Annotated in this window: 23 protein-coding genes; 10 read left to right on the top strand and 13 right to left on the bottom strand. The window is 32.7% G+C overall.

All coding sequences use genetic code 11. The annotated features are described in order from the left end of the window. Positions 1 to 152 precede the first annotated feature (152 nt). The 4 genes from MHH70_RS01750 to MHH70_RS01735 all read right to left on the bottom strand — a co-directional run bounded on the left by MHH70_RS01750 (position 153) and on the right by MHH70_RS01735 (position 1442). The gene (locus tag MHH70_RS01750; RefSeq protein WP_342472366.1) at positions 153 to 509 is read right to left on the bottom strand and encodes a hypothetical protein; all 357 of its coding nucleotides are present in this window, start codon (positions 507 to 509) and stop codon (positions 153 to 155) included. After that, on the bottom strand, positions 482 to 709 hold the full coding sequence (locus tag MHH70_RS01745) for a hypothetical protein (RefSeq protein ID WP_342472365.1): 228 nt from the start codon (positions 707 to 709) through the stop codon (positions 482 to 484). Before MHH70_RS01745 ends, MHH70_RS01750 begins: the two co-directional genes overlap by 28 nt. A gap of 101 nt (positions 710 to 810) precedes the next feature. Next, positions 811 to 1098, bottom strand: coding sequence for a hypothetical protein (locus MHH70_RS01740; RefSeq protein ID WP_342472364.1), 288 nt, complete (start codon positions 1096 to 1098; stop codon positions 811 to 813). Positions 1099 to 1238: 140 nt separating this feature from the next. Then, positions 1239 to 1442, bottom strand: a complete 204-nt coding sequence (locus MHH70_RS01735; protein ID WP_342472363.1) for a helix-turn-helix transcriptional regulator — start codon at positions 1440 to 1442, stop codon at positions 1239 to 1241. Between the two features lie 114 nt (positions 1443 to 1556). On the opposite strand from MHH70_RS01735, the gene MHH70_RS01730 reads away from it, so the two are divergent. Then, positions 1557 to 2153, top strand: coding sequence for a hypothetical protein (locus tag MHH70_RS01730; RefSeq protein WP_342472362.1), 597 nt, complete (start codon positions 1557 to 1559; stop codon positions 2151 to 2153). Between the two features lie 37 nt (positions 2154 to 2190). On the opposite strand, the gene MHH70_RS01725 is transcribed toward MHH70_RS01730, so the two are convergent. The 3 genes from MHH70_RS01725 to MHH70_RS01715 form a co-directional block, all read right to left on the bottom strand. Further along, positions 2191 to 2502 (bottom strand): hypothetical protein, encoded by a 312-nt coding sequence (locus tag MHH70_RS01725; RefSeq protein ID WP_066163426.1) that lies wholly within the window; start codon positions 2500 to 2502, stop codon positions 2191 to 2193. Between the two features lie 24 nt (positions 2503 to 2526). Continuing rightward, complete coding sequence (locus MHH70_RS01720; protein ID WP_342472361.1) at positions 2527 to 2712, bottom strand: hypothetical protein; 186 nt, start codon at positions 2710 to 2712, stop codon at positions 2527 to 2529. A 368-nt stretch (positions 2713 to 3080) separates the two neighbouring features. Further along, positions 3081 to 3293 (bottom strand): helix-turn-helix domain-containing protein, encoded by a 213-nt coding sequence (locus MHH70_RS01715; RefSeq protein ID WP_066163429.1) that lies wholly within the window; start codon positions 3291 to 3293, stop codon positions 3081 to 3083. 152 nt (positions 3294 to 3445) lie between these two features. On the opposite strand from MHH70_RS01715, the gene MHH70_RS01710 reads away from it, so the two are divergent. Further along, on the top strand, positions 3446 to 3799 hold the full coding sequence (locus MHH70_RS01710; protein WP_342472360.1) for a helix-turn-helix transcriptional regulator: 354 nt from the start codon (positions 3446 to 3448) through the stop codon (positions 3797 to 3799). 133 nt (positions 3800 to 3932) lie between these two features. Beyond that, positions 3933 to 4598 (top strand): hypothetical protein, encoded by a 666-nt coding sequence (locus MHH70_RS01705; RefSeq protein ID WP_342472359.1) that lies wholly within the window; start codon positions 3933 to 3935, stop codon positions 4596 to 4598. 14 nt (positions 4599 to 4612) lie between these two features. Here MHH70_RS01705 and MHH70_RS01700 read toward each other — a convergent pair whose 3' ends face one another. From MHH70_RS01700 to MHH70_RS01680, 5 genes are all read right to left on the bottom strand, one after another. Then, positions 4613 to 5341 (bottom strand): hypothetical protein, encoded by a 729-nt coding sequence (locus MHH70_RS01700; RefSeq protein WP_342472358.1) that lies wholly within the window; start codon positions 5339 to 5341, stop codon positions 4613 to 4615. A gap of 827 nt (positions 5342 to 6168) precedes the next feature. Continuing rightward, entirely contained in the window at positions 6169 to 7284 is a 1116-nt protein-coding gene (locus tag MHH70_RS01695; protein WP_342472357.1) for a hypothetical protein, read from the bottom strand. A 390-nt stretch (positions 7285 to 7674) separates the two neighbouring features. Beyond that, the gene (locus MHH70_RS01690; RefSeq protein WP_342472356.1) at positions 7675 to 9768 is read right to left on the bottom strand and encodes an ATP-binding protein; all 2094 of its coding nucleotides are present in this window, start codon (positions 9766 to 9768) and stop codon (positions 7675 to 7677) included. Positions 9769 to 9776: 8 nt separating this feature from the next. Further along, positions 9777 to 11024 carry a modification methylase gene (locus MHH70_RS01685; RefSeq protein ID WP_342472355.1) on the bottom strand — a complete coding sequence of 416 codons (1248 nt, stop codon included), beginning with the start codon at positions 11022 to 11024 and terminating at the stop codon, positions 9777 to 9779. Positions 11025 to 11178: 154 nt separating this feature from the next. Further along, positions 11179 to 11382, bottom strand: coding sequence for a helix-turn-helix transcriptional regulator (locus MHH70_RS01680; RefSeq protein WP_342472354.1), 204 nt, complete (start codon positions 11380 to 11382; stop codon positions 11179 to 11181). 516 nt (positions 11383 to 11898) lie between these two features. On the opposite strand from MHH70_RS01680, the gene MHH70_RS01675 reads away from it, so the two are divergent. The 3 genes from MHH70_RS01675 to MHH70_RS01665 are packed head-to-tail and all read left to right on the top strand — an operon-like array spanning position 11899 to position 13836. Next, entirely contained in the window at positions 11899 to 13158 is a 1260-nt protein-coding gene (locus MHH70_RS01675) for a UV damage repair protein UvrX (RefSeq protein WP_342472353.1), read from the top strand. Positions 13159 to 13169: 11 nt separating this feature from the next. After that, positions 13170 to 13502, top strand: coding sequence for a YolD-like family protein (locus MHH70_RS01670; RefSeq protein WP_342472352.1), 333 nt, complete (start codon positions 13170 to 13172; stop codon positions 13500 to 13502). After that, positions 13495 to 13836 carry an aconitate hydratase gene (locus MHH70_RS01665; RefSeq protein WP_066163449.1) on the top strand — a complete coding sequence of 114 codons (342 nt, stop codon included), beginning with the start codon at positions 13495 to 13497 and terminating at the stop codon, positions 13834 to 13836. Before MHH70_RS01670 ends, MHH70_RS01665 begins: the two co-directional genes overlap by 8 nt. A 230-nt stretch (positions 13837 to 14066) precedes the next feature. Here the strand turns inward: MHH70_RS01665 and MHH70_RS01660 are convergent, their stop codons facing one another. Further along, positions 14067 to 14948 (bottom strand): aminoglycoside phosphotransferase family protein, encoded by an 882-nt coding sequence (locus MHH70_RS01660; RefSeq protein WP_342472351.1) that lies wholly within the window; start codon positions 14946 to 14948, stop codon positions 14067 to 14069. 290 nt (positions 14949 to 15238) lie between these two features. Here MHH70_RS01660 and MHH70_RS01655 point away from each other — a divergent pair, with 290 nt between their 5' ends. The 4 genes from MHH70_RS01655 to MHH70_RS01640 all read left to right on the top strand — a co-directional run bounded on the left by MHH70_RS01655 (position 15239) and on the right by MHH70_RS01640 (position 19450). After that, positions 15239 to 16414: a site-specific integrase gene (locus MHH70_RS01655; RefSeq protein WP_342472350.1), complete on the top strand. Its 1176-nt coding sequence runs from the start codon at positions 15239 to 15241 to the stop codon at positions 16412 to 16414. A gap of 121 nt (positions 16415 to 16535) precedes the next feature. Then, entirely contained in the window at positions 16536 to 17165 is a 630-nt protein-coding gene (locus MHH70_RS01650) for a GntR family transcriptional regulator (RefSeq protein WP_066162857.1), read from the top strand. A gap of 244 nt (positions 17166 to 17409) precedes the next feature. Next, positions 17410 to 18609: a glycine betaine/L-proline ABC transporter ATP-binding protein gene (locus MHH70_RS01645; protein WP_066164389.1), complete on the top strand. Its 1200-nt coding sequence runs from the start codon at positions 17410 to 17412 to the stop codon at positions 18607 to 18609. Then, a complete protein-coding gene (locus MHH70_RS01640) occupies positions 18602 to 19450 on the top strand; it encodes a proline/glycine betaine ABC transporter permease (RefSeq protein ID WP_066162854.1) in 849 nt (282 codons plus the stop codon). The genes MHH70_RS01645 and MHH70_RS01640 overlap by 8 nt, the downstream gene beginning before the upstream one ends. Positions 19451 to 19462: the final 12 nt, after the last annotated feature.

The raw sequence follows: 19462 nt of genomic DNA, 5'->3' as shown, positions 1-19462 counted from the left end.
AAAGCTGAAAAAAATCAATTACTTCTTTCAACTTTGTTCTTGGTTTCCCATTAAGTAGCCGACAACCCCATGGATATATGTCAATAAGGGGGGACTAGGGTTGTAAGCTACTTGGTAGGAGCGAGCTGAATCCTCGCTCTATGAATTAATGATTATCTTTCTAAATCTGCCACTTGCCTCTTTTTCACTTTCGTTAAAGTGAATTCATCTTCCGTATATAGGCTAGATGATCCTTGCATTCGGTAAAAATTCGGCTCACCAAGTTCAGATGTGTAGATATCTGCTATTTCACGTGTCCATTGTCTGTCAGCATGTTGGACAACGACCACGTCACCAATTTTTATTTCAGTCGTTTGTTTTTCCACTACTTGTTTCACCTGTTGCTGTTCATATAAATGCCGATACGCTTCTACCAACTGCATCAAATCTTTACGACTGACAGTTGTTGTCACATTCCAGTCTGCTTGCTCATCTAAAGTATCTACAATGCGCTGGATAAATGTTGACATAATGGCTCTCCCTCCTGAACTTGCAATATATTATGGTAAAACACTAGCTTCATCGGCTCTGGAAGCGTTGTCCTTTCCATCCCGTCTAATCTGCTATATGCGTTACATGATGGATATTTTTTATGCAAATCTCTCATACAATCTGCTTTTGTGCCCTGTGCATAAACTTTTCCTGAAGATTGTCCAATTACATAAAACATTTAATTTCTCCCCCTTAGATAAAAACCACAAGGAATAGATAATACACGGCTTTTCATTTCTACATGCCGCCAAGCTATATATTTTTTAAAATGAACCGTGATTACCATTCACTTGTGATTTCTCTCATTACTTCAAAAGCCTCTTTATATGGCCACCAGCGTTTGCCATCTTCTGTTCTTCTGATTTCAATAACCCTCATGCGTGGATCTCTCACAATCTCTTCTTCTAAAAAACGCTTAGACATGCATGATAGCTTTGATATTTTTTCTACATCTACATACCACAGTCCAAGTTCGAGTAATGCTTCATCTATTTTCTTTTCGATATATTGCTTTAGCACTTTTTTATCAAGAGGTACTTCAACACTTTCAAAATCCACTACAAACATTCTTTATCCTCCCCTTTCTTTGTGTGGTATTGGTGATGCTAAATCCTTGTTATTCGCATCATCGGACAAGCAAGTAGGTTGCTAGCCCTGTGATAGGAACAAACTAACTTCGATATAATCACTTCCAAATTATGTGTTTACTAAAAACGAAAATCATCTAATTTCACCTTTAAAGCATCTACTACCTTACACATTGTTTTATATGTGGGGTTAGGATTTTTTTCATTTTCAATCATTTGAAGGGTAGATTCATTGACACCAGCCAATTTAGAAAGTTGGTTGCGACTGATTCCTTTTTTCTCCCTTACTTCCCGTAGTCTAAACCCCAACATATTGATACCCATTTCTTTCAAACACACAATATATTGTGGTAAAATATTAATATCTTCTATTTTTGGTATAAAAATAGAGAACTTATTACAATTGATTTTCAAACAAAGTCAAAGGAGTGAATATATTTGAACTTCCAAACAGAATACGAAATTTTAACTTCCTTAAATTCAGACGAAATACTAGAAATAACATTCAAATTCAATAGTCATCAACTAAAAATTTTCTTTACAAAAAGAGAAAAACAGCAGTTTTTGATTCTTATATGTGAAAATAAACAAATTTCGTTCGTGAAAAATTATGGTATTTATTTTACAAGTAACAATACTGCTGCTATCAGTGGTTATTGGGGCAAATATCACACATATGCAAAAGGTCTAGAAAACAAAATAGATAAGCGATTCAGCGAGTTCTACGACAAGTTAAAACAAGCCATTCGTAGTATTCAAAATCCGAACGAGGAATTTGAAATAGAATATCTTCATCCCACTGAAGGTATTAGAAAAATAGCCAATGCACAAAAGCAATCTGCACTTCCAAATGATTCTATTTATTTTCACTATGTTAGTAGGAAACCTATGCGCCCAAAACAATTTGAAAAAATAAAAAATACACTTGGAGAAGATGTTGCTAAATATTTAAAACGTTCAGGATTGAATGCCACCTTCACACCTGACATCAGCAAGCAAAAAACATTTATCCTCCTTGAACAAACAGATGAATAATAGTTGCTGAATAATGAGTACTAGGCTGCCCTGTTTTTTATTTCAGGGCAGTTCCCTTATCTCTCTGAAATTGTTCTTGTAGTCTATAAATATCTTTTTCAGTACCTCGTAAATCTCCAACAGCATAAGCTACTGAACACCCTGTGCATAAATAGAATATAGATACACCGAATTCTTTCCCATCTTCCCAATACTTAGGTTCTTCATAGTTGTTTGGGCTTTCACAATAATCCACTACAGGGGAATGGCATACACCACACACAATTTTGTCAACTCCAATAATCACTCTCTCCTTCACGTCAGCTGGTAATAGAAGTGCCATTTGTTCTCTTAAATGATTTTTGTTCAACTTCCTCACTCCTTTAGCTTTCTCCTAATTTGCTTTTTTATTATTATTGTTAATAGGTGCAACCATACAACTGATGTTTAAAGGTTGCATTTCTTCAACTGCTTTTTTTAATTCATCTTCTGTGTATATGCCATACTTGTTAAGAGCTGTCCATAATTTCCCAATACGTCTACTATTGAGTTCATTGGTTGAGTTTTTTATTTTTGCCATTAGTTCCATCCCCTTTTGAAATTTAATTTCTTTTCTTAGAGTTTTACTAAACGGGTAACATCTATTTAAACTTTTACTCAATGCGTAATATGGACTTTTTTTGTATACTAGAAGTGACAGTTTTCTGTACCAAGTGTGTAAAAATGATAGTATTCAGGTATCTCCGCAACGTTCTTCGCCAAAAGTACACGTTGTGGAAGTTTGAACATGTCTTCCAGTTTATTCAGATTTTTTTGTGATAAAAAGGCTTCGCCTGCTTCTACTCGCTGGTATTGCCTTGTGCTAATACCGATAGATTGAGCAACTATTTACATTCACCATTTTTAAACAAATAAAGTATCTACTTTATGAAATACATAGTATTTACCCTACTTAAAAGGCAACATTTCGTTGCGTTTGACATCAAAAAAAATTTCTTCAATTGGTTTAGAATAATAAATAGCTATCCTTCTTGCTACTTCTAAAGAAGGATTTCTAGTGCCATATTCAATAGCTCTTAACATTTGTCGGGTAATTCCTATTTCTTCAGCTACTTGAGTTAATGTTCTTTTCCCTCTTAATTCCACTAAATTTCTTCTCAATCTCACCCCTCCTGAGCAACGCAATGTTACCTTATACATCCAATATAAAGCAACGTTTAGTTGCTGTCAATAACTTTTAGCAACATTTAGGTGCACAAAGTAACTAAGAGTTGCTATATAATTTAATTAATGATAAAAAGTGAGGTATTACAATGTTATCAAATAGATTAAAGTCTCTTAGAATGCAACATCGTAAAACCCAGCAAGAAATAGCTGATTTCCTTGGCATATCACGTCAAGGTTATGCAAAATACGAAAATAATCTGGGCGAACCAGATAATTCAACACTTTCTAAACTAGGTGATTATTTCAAAGTAAGTACAGACTACCTACTAGGAAGAAGTAACCACCCCCAATTAACTGCTGAAAAAGACCACGAAGTCGACGCAGAGGTGGACGAGTTAATGAAGATACTGGAGGCGATGTCACCAGAAGAACGCAAGGAAATGGAAGCGAGAATATTGGCATATGCACAAGGATTGGTGGATGCTAAAAAAAATAAATAGGCAACCAGTTAACTGGTTGCCTATTTTCTTACACATATATGTAAATATCTTATATATATGTTTTCTTTTTTATTTTGTGTATAGGCAAAATTACGCGAGTAAATATAACTATAAATTGTTTGGAGGTAACATTATGGCTAAATCCTTTTACATATGTAAGTATGAAAAATTTTCTGAAGATCAAAACTCTATTGAGTACCAATTAAATATGGATAACATAATTGATCCTCAAGAAACACAATTTAAGAGATCTGAATGTGAGTTCACTTTAGATAGCTTTTTGAAATTTGATGCCCATCATGAGATAATTTTTAATAAATACGGAAGAGCTAATGGTCAAGAATTCTATCACTACATCGAACCAATGGACTTTAATTTTTATGTCAATGAAAGTGAGAAAATTATTATATTTTCTTTAAAAATTGATCATGCTAAAGATTTTGTCAAAACTTTCAATCAATTCAAAAATTTCAATATAGAGCCTTTCCATATAGATTTTGAATCAATTATAAAAAAAGTCCACTCTGTTACTGGTGCTTGGTTCTCTGACTTAACAACGCCTAATATGAATGCAGCAGCATACTATGGAGAAAATGTGAATAGGAGTCCAAACTTTGAACAATCCAAAGTGGATGGGAAATTATCGAGTATTCAATTTTACTTTCAAAGTGACGAAACAAATAAGGAACACAAAATTGCAATATCACGAAGATCTTGTATAGTATTAATGGATAAATTTCAAGATGAAGAGTTAGAATTAAGATTTGTAAATAAAATTTATACTACTTTTATTAAATAAAGCTACTTCCTATCTCACGAAGTAGCCCTAAAAGCTAAAATATCTTTTGCTGTGCGCGCTATTTCTATAAACTTGTTTGAAGAAATGATTACCCTATCATGAAGGATATCTATTCGGCCTAAACCCATTTTTAACTGAACCTGAAAATAAATGAGATTAGAAGTTTCGTCAATATTCTTCAAAAAGAATCCATAGTACGGATTCTTTTTTTTAAGGTTAATACTTAAAGAAAACTTAACATCTTTAATAGTATAATCATGTAAAATTGTTTCAATAATTGGAGAGATATGGTTATCTAGTATCTTTTGGGATTCTCTATAAGGGACAATTAAATCATTGATACTAAATACTACTTTATTAGTTGAGTTATCCTTGCTAATTTCAATAATCAACCCATTTTCTGTAGTGATTTGCTTTCTGCTTAAATTAAAATTAATATTTTTTTTAATTTTTGAACTCTCATTTACAACTTTATCTATATTACATAATTCAAAATCATTTGACACAAATTCAAATTGAAAATCCCACTGGTTTGAATTATTTATTAAAAAACTTTTTGCTCTATGTGTAAGCATATACAACTTTTCAGAATGATTTATTGTATACTGATATACAAATAAAATCCAGCCAATTATAATAGTACCATTTGCAAAAAAACCATTTTCTAAATAAAACATATTATATAGTAAAACAATTATTGCGATGCCCCAAAGAAGTGGTAAAAAAATATTCTTTTTACTCATTCTATCACCTCGCTTGTTCTCTTTATATTATTATATCTTAATACCCAGAAAGTTCAAGAATAAATAAGAGCATACATTCGCCTTTTTTGTAAAATACCTCAAAAAAGGAACGTTTGTTCTTTATATATTTTACAATTCTAATAATATTTTTAGTAGAATATGACTCAACAAAATATAAAAATAAAAAGAATAATTACAATTTATCGCCATTTCTCAAATCAGCAATGATTTTTTTTGCGTGAATGTCATCTCCTTTACGTATCACAACTTCTTTTAGTGCCTTCCTTATCTCCTCCATATCCATCACTCCATTCTCTATTCATTCAACCCTTTGTCAAGCGTACCATTAGAAATAAATAAATGGAATATGATGTAAAAAATAACTACAAGGTTTCGATAATCTTCTACAAAATTCGCGCATTTACCGCGAAAAACTGCCTACAAATTCGCCCGATGAGGTTAAAATTACTCGCTTCACATTTACGCCTCTTTTACACTTGAAAAGTGCAAAGAACATGTAGTTGCCATTTTCCAACGGCGTAACGACACTAATTTTTAAATAGGTACAGTTTGATCGTATTTGCCGAAAATGAAAAGCTGCTATTTTTTTTAATTGTTCAATGTCCATATTCAATTATCTACAGTATGATGAATTGGAATATCAATTACTCCATGTAAACAAGTCAAATAATATTTAAATTGAAGTGAAATTAGAATCAGAGAAGAAAGCTCCTAGTAATCAGCAACTTCACAAAAGCAAGAAGAATCAAGTTAAAAAAAATGACAAAAGGGACTCACCGTTTTTGGCGAGTCCCTCATTCAATATATTACTTAAATTCTGTGTAATTGTACCCTTCCATCAACTTCAGGACAGATTCCAATGAATACGTGTCATCATAGCCTTTGCTAATTTCAACGAGCTCGGTTAAGTTTACTTTATTATTTTTATCTAAAATTAAATTAGAAAAACCATATACAATAGTGAATTTCCTATTTAATTTGCCTTCTGCTCCTCCAGCAAATTCTTTAATGGAATATACACCTACAAGATTTCCATTACTATCACCCAAATTAGATTGCCAAGAGAAGCCCTCGTCTATTTTCTTTTCAAATTGTCTATAGAACATTCCTTCTAAATTTATTTCATATACACGTCCCCAAGAATACTGCTCAGAAGAATTTTTGTACTTCCTTTTGATTCCTTCAGAGAGCATTCTATTAATATCTTCAAAATTTGCGATTTCATCCGCACTCTGAGCATAATTAATTAGCCCTGTTACATCTACACCAAAAGAACCGTCACCTTCCAAAATAAAATCTGAGTCATTTAATTGCTCTATTGATTCAGGAGTTAGACTAACTTTAGCTTGCTCGCCATTTTTTAATTCACCGTCATTCTCTACAATAAAACTCAAAAATGAAAGTTCACTCTCAAACGTTTTATCTATATTTGAAACTACGCCTTTACCATTCGCCCCTTTAAAAGTAACAATAACATTCTTTTCTAAATCAGCAGCTGATATTTTAGTACCTTCTGGCAAACCTATAACTTCAAATACCTTTTCTGATTTTTCTTTCAAATGTTTTGTCATTTCTGGATCGACTGTTACAGTTACAGTAATTTTATCTCCATTGGACAAATTCTCTTTTTTATCTAAGTTAATTTCAAATGATTTGGATAAATCATTAACCTCAGCTATAGTTTCAGAAGAAAGGTCTTCTCTATTTACATTATTTACATCAATATCAAAAATATTTTTTACAATCGCTTCTTCATCAATTGTATATGACACTGTTCCTCTAGTATCTATACCATAATAATTTAACTCTATGTAATCGGTTAAATCCTCTTTGCTAGAACATGCTGATAAAATAAATAACAAGCTAATAAGACCTATAAAGCCAGCCCATGCTTTCATGTTAAAAAAATTCTTTCTTCTCAATTTGACACTTCCTTATGCATTATGATAGTACTAATTATATTTAAAATAATTCCAAATTTCAATATATGATTATCCAAAATTGGATAATGATATGATAAACAAGAATATTAATACATGTACAAGAATATTTGTAACATAAAGAAATTTACCTCTTCAGTAGTTAATGAAATTGAGTCGGAGTTAGAGGCAGAGAAAAAGCCCAGCAATCATTAGCCTTACAAGAGCAAAAAAAGTCAAATTAAAAATGCGAAAATGACAAAAAGGACTCACCGTTTTTGGCGAGTCCCCTTTTTCTCAAAATTTAATCAGAAGTCGTGATAATATCAATAAATTTCTTCGTTTTCTCTATACCCAAATGTGTTCCACCGAAATTTACACATCTGAAAAAGCTTATTTACTTATAAAACAAAGATATGTGTAAAGAAGATTTATTGCAGGAAAATCATTGTCTATTTGTTTCAATGTAATTAATCTCTGTGCAGCATGTGTTGTAAGATTCAAATATTTCACAGTACTATTATATCGTCCTTCATTTATTAATTGTTCGTAAATAGCTTTAATACCTGCTCTTTCTCTACTGCTAGGTATGTTATTTATAAATTTTTCTTTGATATTTTCTTCTCTATTTATTAAAGTATAATTTGCATGTAATTTTTCATGTAAATGTTCTCCTAACCTTTCAACAATATCATTTACTACTAATTCAACAAATGTTCTCAAGGCAGAAATAAAAACCGTTTCATATCTTCCTGATTTATATAAACTATTTAATTCATCTTTAAACTTAATAATATCTTCTTTAACATTTTGTTCAATTTTCATTAAAGGGTGGATTACTGGCTCTATTTCATTGACAAATTTGGTTTGCTTTGATGGAGGGAATTTACTTTCTCCAATATACTCCGCATTTATTATTTTCCCACTTATTTTATCTTTGATTTTTAATTTGAACTTAATGGAACAAGGTTTATTGAAAGTCACTTGTTGTTTTTTCATATCAAGACTTCTACAATCTTCAGGTAAGACGGAGAATTCGATTGGGGCTATTTTTTTCCCATTTTCACAATCCCGAAAAACGAATAACTCATCAAAAGAATATTCTCTTCCAACTATAAATTCTTGTATTACTTGTTTGATAGTAGGATCTGGCCTGTCTTCAACAGTTATAAATATTTCATCTCCATTTGAGTAAATAACTTGCCATTCACTAACTTGATTAGTTAATATTTCAGGCTTATCTTCCCCATTTTGTTTAATAGACACAATTTCATGTCCATTATTATACAAATCTATAGGGCCACCAACGAAAATTTGGCGACTATATATCTTCGGTCTGCTATTTTCTTCAGCAGTTAAAACCTCTCTTAACTTTATTTGTACTTTACTAGAAAAGAAGTCTAAAAAATTTTGAAATAATTTTCTGTTTGTAGATTCAGTCATTTGTGTTCTATCAGCATTAAAAGATATGATACCTGGTGATCTTAAAATTAATTCAATTTTTCCTGTTTGTTGTCTAAAAACATATGAAGTTTGTTTAGCTACATTAATATTTGGATTATACATTGTATAATTATCAAATAAGCTGTTATTTATATAGATAAGTGGAATTATCCTATTTTCTTGCGTATCATGGAATAATTTTGATACTACATTATTTTTATCCAACCCTCTTAAATTGTAAATATTTATATTCAAACTCAGTGATAATTCATCATTATCAAGTAATTGATTATATTTTCCATCTACATAGATTTTATATTCATTATTATTTCTAATCAACTTTATATAATACTTTTTTGTATTATTGGAAAAATCATACATTTTTTCCGAATCAAACTTTGCTACTGCCCATTTCGCTTCTTCTAATTTGGGATTTGAAAAATTATTTTTAAAATTATTTCCCCATGATTTATTAATTATTATTTCAAAATCTGGGTCTTCAATTACATGGCACAACTTCAAATATTCAGATATATCATCAAGTCTTTCTTTAAATAATTGAAAAGTTTCATCATGTAAATCAGAAATACAAATTTCAGTTCCTTTCAGGTTTGGGTCTTCGTAAGGAATTGAATCTATAGGTATATCTAAATGAAATAAATTTTTTTGACTTGATATCTTTTTCATATCTAACTTAAAACATGATTGAATTCCATTTTTGTATGTAGAAACATTTATTTTATTGCCAAATTTAAATGCTGAAAAAAAACCAAGACCTTTTTCTCCCGAGATTAATCGACCATCTATTTCTTGGCCAAATACTTTGTTACTATCACTTACTGTAAGAAGTGTTTCTATCTCTGCATTATTCATTCCTTTTCCATCATCAGTAATCACGATTTCTTTTGGTGATACATTAATAATAATACTATTAGCCCTTGCTTCATAAGCATTTTTTATTAACTCAATAATTGCAAATTTTGTTCCAGGGATATTGTGAGATATCTCTTCTATAATTTTTCCTGATACCGATAATTTAGCCATATCTACTATTACTCCTTTCTAAATATAAGTATTGTTTCTTTATTCATCGAATTTACTGAGCCTTTGTTTTTTACATTCGATACCTTTAAGGGCATCTTTTTAGATAAAATATTTCTTGTGAAAATTTTTTCTTCTTTTAATCCCAATTGTATAAATATTTCTTTTGTAATTTCATCTAACGGTTGAACAATATCATCTACTCTCCTATTTCCAACAGTAAAGAGCATGTATCCTCCAGTTGCCAAGACTCTCACCAATTGTTCTATAACCCTATAATAATCTGAAACAAATTTAATAACTTTGCCTTGTTTACTTTCACTTAAACGATTCACATATTTTATCGCAGATGTAATATTTGGAAATTCAATATCACTAGATTGACCTCCTAAACTTACACGATCAATTTTCGAATAATTCGATAATAATGAATCATCACATTGTAAATCTTTTAGTTCAATCCATTTTAAAAATAATATTGACGCTTGCCCATATGTTACTGTAGTTGAATTGTCACCATACGGGGGGGATGTACATATAATATCGATAGAATTATCCTCTAAATCTCTTAATATTTGTGCAGAGTCTCCAGAGAAGATCTTAATATTTGGCGTATCATCTGTTATTAACAACTTTTGATTTTTTATCATCACTTTTATAAAAGATTCAATGCAGTTATTTTTAATAGCTACTATGTCTTCTTCGGATTTTATATGCAATTTAAAAGTACTTGTTCGATCGTTACTATGTGTATAAATAACTTCTGAGAGACATACCCAAAGGAATTTTCTGATCCATTTATCTTCTTCATCTACAATAATTTTTCTAATTTTACTTAAAGAATCTTTTATATCCTGCCTAAACCATTTATCAATATTCGGGAATTGATGTAATTCATATACCAAATTTGGTGATAATAATTTCTTAATAACTCGTTCGCTCATGTCCATCAAATTATTTTCTTGATACTTATGCATTTTTACTTCTCCCAGTAAAACTGCGTATGGGTTAATGTCTATCCCAAAGACTTGTAAATTTAGATTATAACCTTCAATCAGACTTGTGCCCGAACCCATAAAAGGATCTAGCAAAGTTCGGAAATTTTTATTATTGTGTACTAATAAAGATAACAGCTCATATTGCATTGGAGCCACCATAGTTGCAGGATACTTCCCGAGCTTGTGTATCCCTTCTTTTTTTACACCGTCAAAATCCCAAAAAGCCTCATCGTATTGATTTAGTAATTCTGCGATTTTCATCATTATTCTCCTTTCATCAAAATTAAGCCTCACAAATCATTAGTCCGATTATTCAGAATAGAACATTAGACCTATTATTTTTAATAATAACATGTATTTGTTTATTAAGCTGTAATTTATGTTAAAAATAACAATATATTTATTTTGTTATAATTTAGATTCTTCTACCATCGTTTAAAACAAAATTAGCTTCGAATTTAATTCCCAATACTTGTGCAATTTGATTTAATTCTTTCTCATTAAAGTTATCTCGCTTTAATTTCTTTGAAAGATTAGGTTGGGACGTTCCCATTTTTTCAGCTAGCTCAGAAAGTGTCATATCTTTTTCTACAATAAGCATTTTAATTTTCTTTGCCATCCCCATAATGCCACCCCTCTCCTTTTCATTATAATATATGAATTCATAACTTAAAATATATATTTAATAACCAAAAAGTTATAAATAGTTCAACTTTTAATTTCAGTTATATATTATCATTAATAAGTTGTAAAGAATGATATAAAGATATTTTTATAAAACTCCAAAAACATTATCACATTGAAATTAGTAAGATAATTACATTTAGTGTCCTTACCAAACTCTTATTCTGTTTACTCAAGAACAAATTTTAAATTTGCAAATCTACATAATGTTACTCTATCAAAAACAAGTTCTTTATAGACAATATTTAATAAAATTCAGTTTAACTAAAAATACGTGTATTTACGGATATTGGGTATAAATCTTTTAATTGAAAAGAATTTCATTTTTTATTTTAATCCTGTAAATTGACTAACTTGCTAATATCACCACTAATTACCACTACTAAAAAAGAACATTCGTACGTATAATAAAGACAAACAAACGTTCTCTATAAGTTAGGAGTGCTGCTAAATGGACTACAATTCAATGCCCCACCGCCCAATTATTTGCATAGATATGAAATCGTTTTATGCTAGCTGTATGGCCATGCTGCATGGACTTGATATTATGACCATGCCCATTGCAGTCGTAGCCAATTTCAATCAGCCTGGTAGCGTTGTCCTGGCTGCCTCTCCGATGATGAAGGAAAGGTTTCATATTAAAACTGGCAATAGACGTTATGAAATACCTAATCACCCTGAAATTCGACTTTTCGAACCAAAAATGAGTTTTTTCATTGAAATGTCCATGATGATTACAAAACTGATCGCCAATTATGTACCACTGGATTGTATTCATGTATACAGTGTTGATGAGAGCTTTGTTGATTTAACGGGTACTGAGAAATTATGGGGTGCGCCAGAAGAAACAGCAAAAGAAATTCAAAGGGCTATTATGGATCAATTTTCTATTCCAAGTGCTGTAGGTATGGGGCCAAATATGCTCATTTCGAAATTAGCGCTGGATTTAGAGTCTAAAAAAACAGGTTTCGCCAAATGGAGTTATGAGGATATTCCAACAAAGCTATGGCCATTAAAGCCTTTGTCGAAAATGTGGGGCATTGGAAAGCAGATAGAAATTCGATTAAATGCGATGGGTATACACACAGTAGGTGGATTAGCAAACGCTGATTTAAAAGAATTAGAGAAAGAATTTGGCATCATCGGCAACCAACTTTACCACCATGCCTGGGGAATCGATTTATCGACAATTGGTGAGCCAATATTAAGCAAAGGACAAATTAGTTTTGGTCAGGGACAAATGCTGATGCGAGATTACCCTACCCGCAAGGAAATTTCAGTTGTACTGTTGGAAATGTGCGAGGATGTCATGCGCCGTACAAGAAATGCCGGATTTGTCGGTCGAACAATTAGCTTAGGTGTATCTTATAGCAAACAAGCAATGACAAAGGGCTTCTACCGTTCAAAAACCATTTCAACTCCTACCAATGAAACGATGGTACTGTATAGAACGTGCCTTGAACTACTTGATGAGCATTTTGCTGGTGAACCAGCTCGCCAGTTATCCGTACGAATTACAAACTTAGAGCGGGAACGTAGTATTCAACTCGATTTATTTGATGAACATAAATTAAAACGCCAACTATTAGGTCCTACAATGGATGCAATTCGCGCGAAATATGGCGCTACTTCCATTATGAGAGCTGCTTCATTTACTCCCTCTGGCACAGCTATTAAACGGAATAGCTTGCTTGGCGGTCATTTAGCATAGGAGTGATTTTTTTGATACGTGATCGAGGAAATATAAAGTGGACATCGATGATGTTACCCGAGCACCTAGCGTTCATTAAACAATTAAAGCAAGAAGAAAAACAGCAGCCTAAAGAGCTTGCTGAATGGGAATTAGAAGAATTACAGCAAACAATAGACCAGGCTTATGCACTTCAGGTAAATGTTGAATTGCTTCTATGGAATAATGAGCAATTTGAACAGCCTATCGGCACTATAAAAAGCATTAACACAAAAATTTTGATTCTTGAAACATCAACTAGTGTAAAAAAGATACCACTCCAAAACATCCAGTCTGCTCGATTAGTAGATGATTTTTATGATTAACTTTGAACAGCGTAATCTTTTGCATAAGCTTTTATTACTAGACCTTGCCATTAAATCTTTACAGCATGACCATAAACATGTAGAGCAATGTAAAATGAAATCCGTTTTCTTACCTACAATAGATGCACTATTAAAACAATTAAGCAAGGAATATTTTCAACTTAAATATCAATTAGCGCGACAAAATATTAAATTTATTTCATGGCAATCCATTAATGAGCACTTCGTTGATGTACAAATCGCTACCGCTGGCAATGATCAAGTTTTGCAATATGCAAATCAAGCTTTAAAAGCACAAGTTGAACAACTAATTATACAGCACTTAGAGCAATAAAATGGACAGGTACTCAATGCGAAGTACCTGTTTTTCATTTAAAATGAGCTACTGTAAAGAAATAATAAAGTTCTTTAATTTAAAAAGCTAAAACAAGCATAACCCCGTTCTAAAAATTATAACAATAAAATCGTTTAAAAATCTAAATCATCTTCAACAATCGCCCACTGTTGAAAAATAAAGTATGAGGAAGGGCCTTATTAACAGATTCGAAGTATGATAATTCTCTTTCAACTATCACTCGTTCGTAAAAAATCGTTTAAATATGCTAAATTCTCCTGTAAAAAAGCTTGATGCTTTTCGATACCTCTTCTTTTACACCAACCAATTGAATTAAAAGCATCGGTAAAGCGATAAAACGGTAAAACCTCTTGTAAGTCAATAAGTGGACGAATGGACTCATAGCCCTTTTGATACGCTTCCCTTGTCCCTGGATATTTCATGAAAATATCACGATTAATTTTTGTAAAGTCCATTTCGACTGCGCCAATTCGGACACTTTCAAAATCAATAATACCAACTACTTGGTTTTCGTGAACTAAGATATTACCTGGGCGAAAATCCATATGTATAAAACTAGGTCCGTCAGGAGATGGAAGTAGGTTTAGTTGATGTTCAAAATGCTTCAATGATTGTTCGTATAAACGAGGATCAATCACTTCTTTAACATCTTCTGCAAAGGAATAAAACAGTCGCTTAATAAACGCAGTCCATTGACCATATACGTTGGAAACGGAACTTTTGAAATCTTGCTCATTTGGAATAATTGCATGTAGCATTGCGTGGTGTACTCCGATATCATAAGCTAAAGCTGTATCGACCTTCTCTGTAATCGGCGCACCGTTGATTGCGGATAATAATAAAGCACCAGTGACCTCCTCATTACCTTCCCAATAGTCTAACATTTCTGGTACAGGTAGCTCATTGCGTAAACGTTTAAGTACAGTATACTCAAGTTCAAGTTTTGCTTGGGAATTAGGAATTTTTATATATACCGTACGATGATTAATTAACCTGATTTTATATACAGTCGAACTAAAAGACTGAGGAACGTTATCGACCGCTAACACATTCAACTTAAATCTATCTATTACTTGTTGCAACAAATCCATTCGAAAAACCCCCATTTCTGTTCCGTTTATCTTCTTCACAGTCTCTAATAATAATATATTTACATTATTATTGGAAGTCTTATTCCATTAAATGGCCTTTTTTGTATTGAGTGACTCATATTTTAAAATAACTTTATTATCTCTGTATAGGGAAAACTTATTTAATATAAGAAAACCATTTCTTATGCGCCCTCTTTTATCTATAATACAAAGTAGCAGCATATTGTTGCCATACTTCATTAAACTATTTTGTTCCTTACATGCCGCCAAGCTTGAAAGGAATGGTAATAATGAAGTTGTTTAAATCTACAAAAGAGCCTGAAATATATTATTATTTCAATGCGAAAGGTGAAAAACTGTGGATGTACCGCCATAAGTTTTATGATGCTACTGGAAAACGGAAAGAAAAGAAAAAAAGTAGCTTCAAAACAGAAAAGGCAGCGTTGAAAGCCCTACTAGAAGTGAAGGCTGCAACGCTGCGAGGTGAAACAAAACATATTGAACATGATAACATAACTGTAGCAGAATGGCTTGAAACATGGCTTGAAATAAATAAAAACAAATGGAAAAAGACTACACTAATACAACGTGAATTAGCTGTTAAAAACCATATGAAGCCGTTGTTAGGTCATTACAAGCTTAAAAAGTTGGATCGTGCGACTTATCAAACAAAATATATTAATGAATTAGAAAAGAAATTTAAGCCAGGAACGGTAAAATTGCTTCATAGCCTTTTTAAAATTGCTACAAATGCAGCAATAGAGGAAGAAATCCTTGCACGTAATCGATTTATTAAAATTGTAATAAAAGATGAAGATACAATTGCATCAAAGGCAAAGACTAATTTCTTAACACCTATTGAACTAAATAAAGTACTAAAAACTTTAAAAGAAACCGATAATATTACAAATTACAGCTTCATACTTACAATTGCATATACTGGAATGCGACGTGGTGAAGCATGTGGCTTACAGTGGAATAACATCGACTTTGAAAATAATACAATAACAATCGAACGTACAAGAGATGATCGTGGAACACGAACACCTAAAACTAAAAATAGCTATCGTACCATTTTAGTCGATAATATGATTATTGAGCAGCTTAAACGATACAGAACATGGTGTAAGAAAACTATGCTAAAATATAACATTAAGTATCATGATGCGCGTTTTGTTTTTATTTCAGAAAATAGCGAACCAATTACTGAAATGAAGTGCCAGTATCCTTTTAAACAAGCACAACTAAAAGCGGGCATAATAAATGATGACGGATTAGCTAAGTGTTCATTGCATAGTTTACGACATACTCATGCCACTATACTTTTAAATAAAGGGCAAAATGTGAAAGTAATTGCTGAGCGTTTAGGAAATACTCCCACAATGGTGATGAACACCTATGGCCATGTTATGAAAGAATTGGAACAACAGTCTGTAGCCATTTTTAGTGATACACTACAACTATAAGGATTGGGGCTAAAAGTGGGGCTAATTCCTTTTAGAAGCTACTTAACTGCTTATAAATCAATGACTTAAGAACACATCTATATTTTATAGATACAAGCATATAATGAAAGAGGCAAGCTAGATGGAAACAAAAAAATTACAAATTAGAAAGCCAAGATATCAAACAATCGCAGAGGATATTGCGGCAAAAATTGTTGAAAAAAAATATATTATCGGTGAAAAAATTTATGCACGCTCATCGCTTGCATCACAATATGGCGTGTCAGCCGAAACAGCTCGTCGCGCAATCGCAGTGTTACAGGATTTAGAAATTGTTGAAGCGACAAAAGGTAGTGGTGTTGTTATTACCTCCTATGAAAATGCCGTAAAGCTTATACAGCGACTTGAAGGTGTTCAAACGGTTCGTGAGCTGCAAACAGCTTTACAGCAAAGCATTGAAAATCAAATTAATGATTTAGTAGCATTGCAACAAACGGCGAAGGAATTGATAAATCGCACAGAGCGTTTCCGCTCCATCGACCCTTTTGTCCCTTTCCAGCTTGAAATTACATCTTCCTGTCCGTATTTATCTAGAAACTTAAGCGAAATTAATTTTTGGCAAAATACACATGCTACAATTGTAGCGATTCGTAATAATGAAAATCTTATTTTATCACCAGGACCGTATGCAACACTTAATACTGGCAATGTTATCTACTTTATTGGCGACGATGAGGCAATTGTTAAAGTAAAAGATTTTCTACAAATTTAAGCCCTATAAATATTCCTATCAATGTAGTTATACCACTGGATGGTAAGCTATTTTAATAAAAGTCTAACAGGTCGTTTTGCCTGTTAGACTTTTTCAATTTCGTTACATATGTTTGACAAAAGTAACAACTCATTGTTAACATTAGGTTGTCGGTTTTTATATAATCTATTTATCTACTTATTTGGTAAAAGGGGGTAGATAAAGAATTCCCTCGAAAATTTATTTGGAAAGAAGAAGTGAAATGATGGAAAAATTAAAGGTAGAGCATGTCACCAAAATTTTTGGCAAACAGACTACAAATGCATTAAAGCTTGTCGAGCAGCAAAAAAGCAAAACAGAAATTCTTGAAAAAACGGGTGCAACTGTCGGTGTGTATGATGCCAATTTCACCGTTAATGAGGGTGAAATTTTTGTTATTATGGGGCTTTCAGGCAGTGGTAAATCGACTCTTATCCGTTTGTTAAATCGGCTGATTGACCCAACTAGTGGAAAGGTTTATATTGATGGACAAAATATTACCTCTTTAAGTAAAGGTGAACTTCAAAATATTCGCCGTGAAAAAATGAGCATGGTATTTCAAAACTTCGGTCTATTCCCCCACCGTACAATCCTTGAAAATACAGAGTACGGCTTAGAAGTAAGAGGAGTTTCCAAAGAGCAAAGACGATTGAAAGCAGAAAAAGCTTTACAAAATGCAGGCTTATTAGCATATAAGGACCAATTTCCTAGCCAGCTATCAGGAGGTATGCAGCAGCGTGTCGGTCTTGCACGCGCATTAGCAAATGACCCTGAAATTTTATTAATGGATGAAGCCTTTTCTGCACTCGATCCATTAATTCGCAAAGATATGCAGGACGAATTATTAGAGCTTCAGTCAAATGTTCAGAAAACGATTATTTTTATTACCCATGACCTTAATGAAGCATTGCGTATCGGTGACCGCATAGCCATTATGAAAGACGGAAAAATTATGCAAATTGGCACTGGTGAGGAAATTTTAACGAATCCAGCTAATGACTATATCCGTACATTTTTAGAAGATGTTGACCGTTCAAAGGTATTAACAGCAGAAAATGTAATGGTACGTCCAATGACTATTAATATTGAAAATGATGGACCGAAAGTTGCCCTACAGCGTATGCGTGAGGAAGAAATAAGCGTCTTAATTGCGGTTGATAGGCTACGCCAATTTAAAGGCTATATTACAGCAAATGATGCATTAGAGGCCGCTAAAAACGGGCTGAAAACAGTGCAATCATTTGTCAAAACAGATATGCCTACAGTGGATTCCTCAACTTTAATTCAAGATATTTTACCGATTATATCGGACTGCCCAACACCTGTTGCGGTTGTCGATGAAGGTAAACTACGCGGCATTTTAATACGTGGTGTCATTATCGAATCACTTGCCTCATCATCACAAGGGGGTGAGTCGAATGAGTAATTTATTAAATAATATCCCAAAAATTCAAGTGGCAGGCGCCGTTGAAAAAACAATGGATTGGCTAACGAGCACATTTTCAGGGTTGTTTAAAATTATACAAGAGAGCGGTAAATCTGTGATGGAAAGTGTGACAGCATTACTTACAGCTGTTCCCCCTGTCCTATTTATTTTACTTGTTGCAATACTTGCCTTTTTTGCTACGAGAAAAAAATTCGGCTTGCCGATTTTCTCTATTATCGGTTTGCTATTTATTTATAATCAAGGGTTATGGGAGCAATTAATGAATACATTTACCCTTGTACTTTTTTCAAGTATTATTGCCATCGTGCTTGGCGTACCCATTGGGATTTTAATGTCTAAAAATAATATTGCAGAAAATAGCATTAAACCGATTCTGGATTTCATGCAAACAATGCCCGGCTTTGTTTACTTAATTCCAGCCGTAGCCTTCTTTGGCATCGGTGTCGTACCGGGTGTTTTCGCCTCTGTTATTTTCGCACTCCCTCCTACTGTACGTTTTACAAGCTTAGGTATTCGTCAAGTACCGAAAGAGCTTGTTGAAGCCGCCGATTCATTTGGTAGTACAGGGACACAAAAATTATTCAAAGTGGAATTACCACTTGCTAAATCAACGATAATGGCGGGTATTAACCAAACTGTTTTATTATCTTTATCGATGGTTGTCATCGCTTCAATGATTGGTGCACCGGGTCTAGGTCGTGAAGTACTATCTGCCCTGCAGCGTGCACAGGTAGGAAACGGCTTTGTCGCAGGATTAAGTTTAGTTATTTTTGCGATTATCGTAGACCGTTTAACACAAAGTTTAAACCAAAAGAAATAGGAGTTGTTTAAA

This window comes from Metasolibacillus sp. FSL H7-0170 (genome assembly GCF_038593115.1).
Taxonomy (GTDB): Bacteria; Bacillota; Bacilli; order Bacillales_A; family Planococcaceae; genus Metasolibacillus; species Metasolibacillus fluoroglycofenilyticus.
Note: the sequence above shows the minus strand (reverse complement) of the source record. Positions and strands in the feature narration are given on the sequence as shown.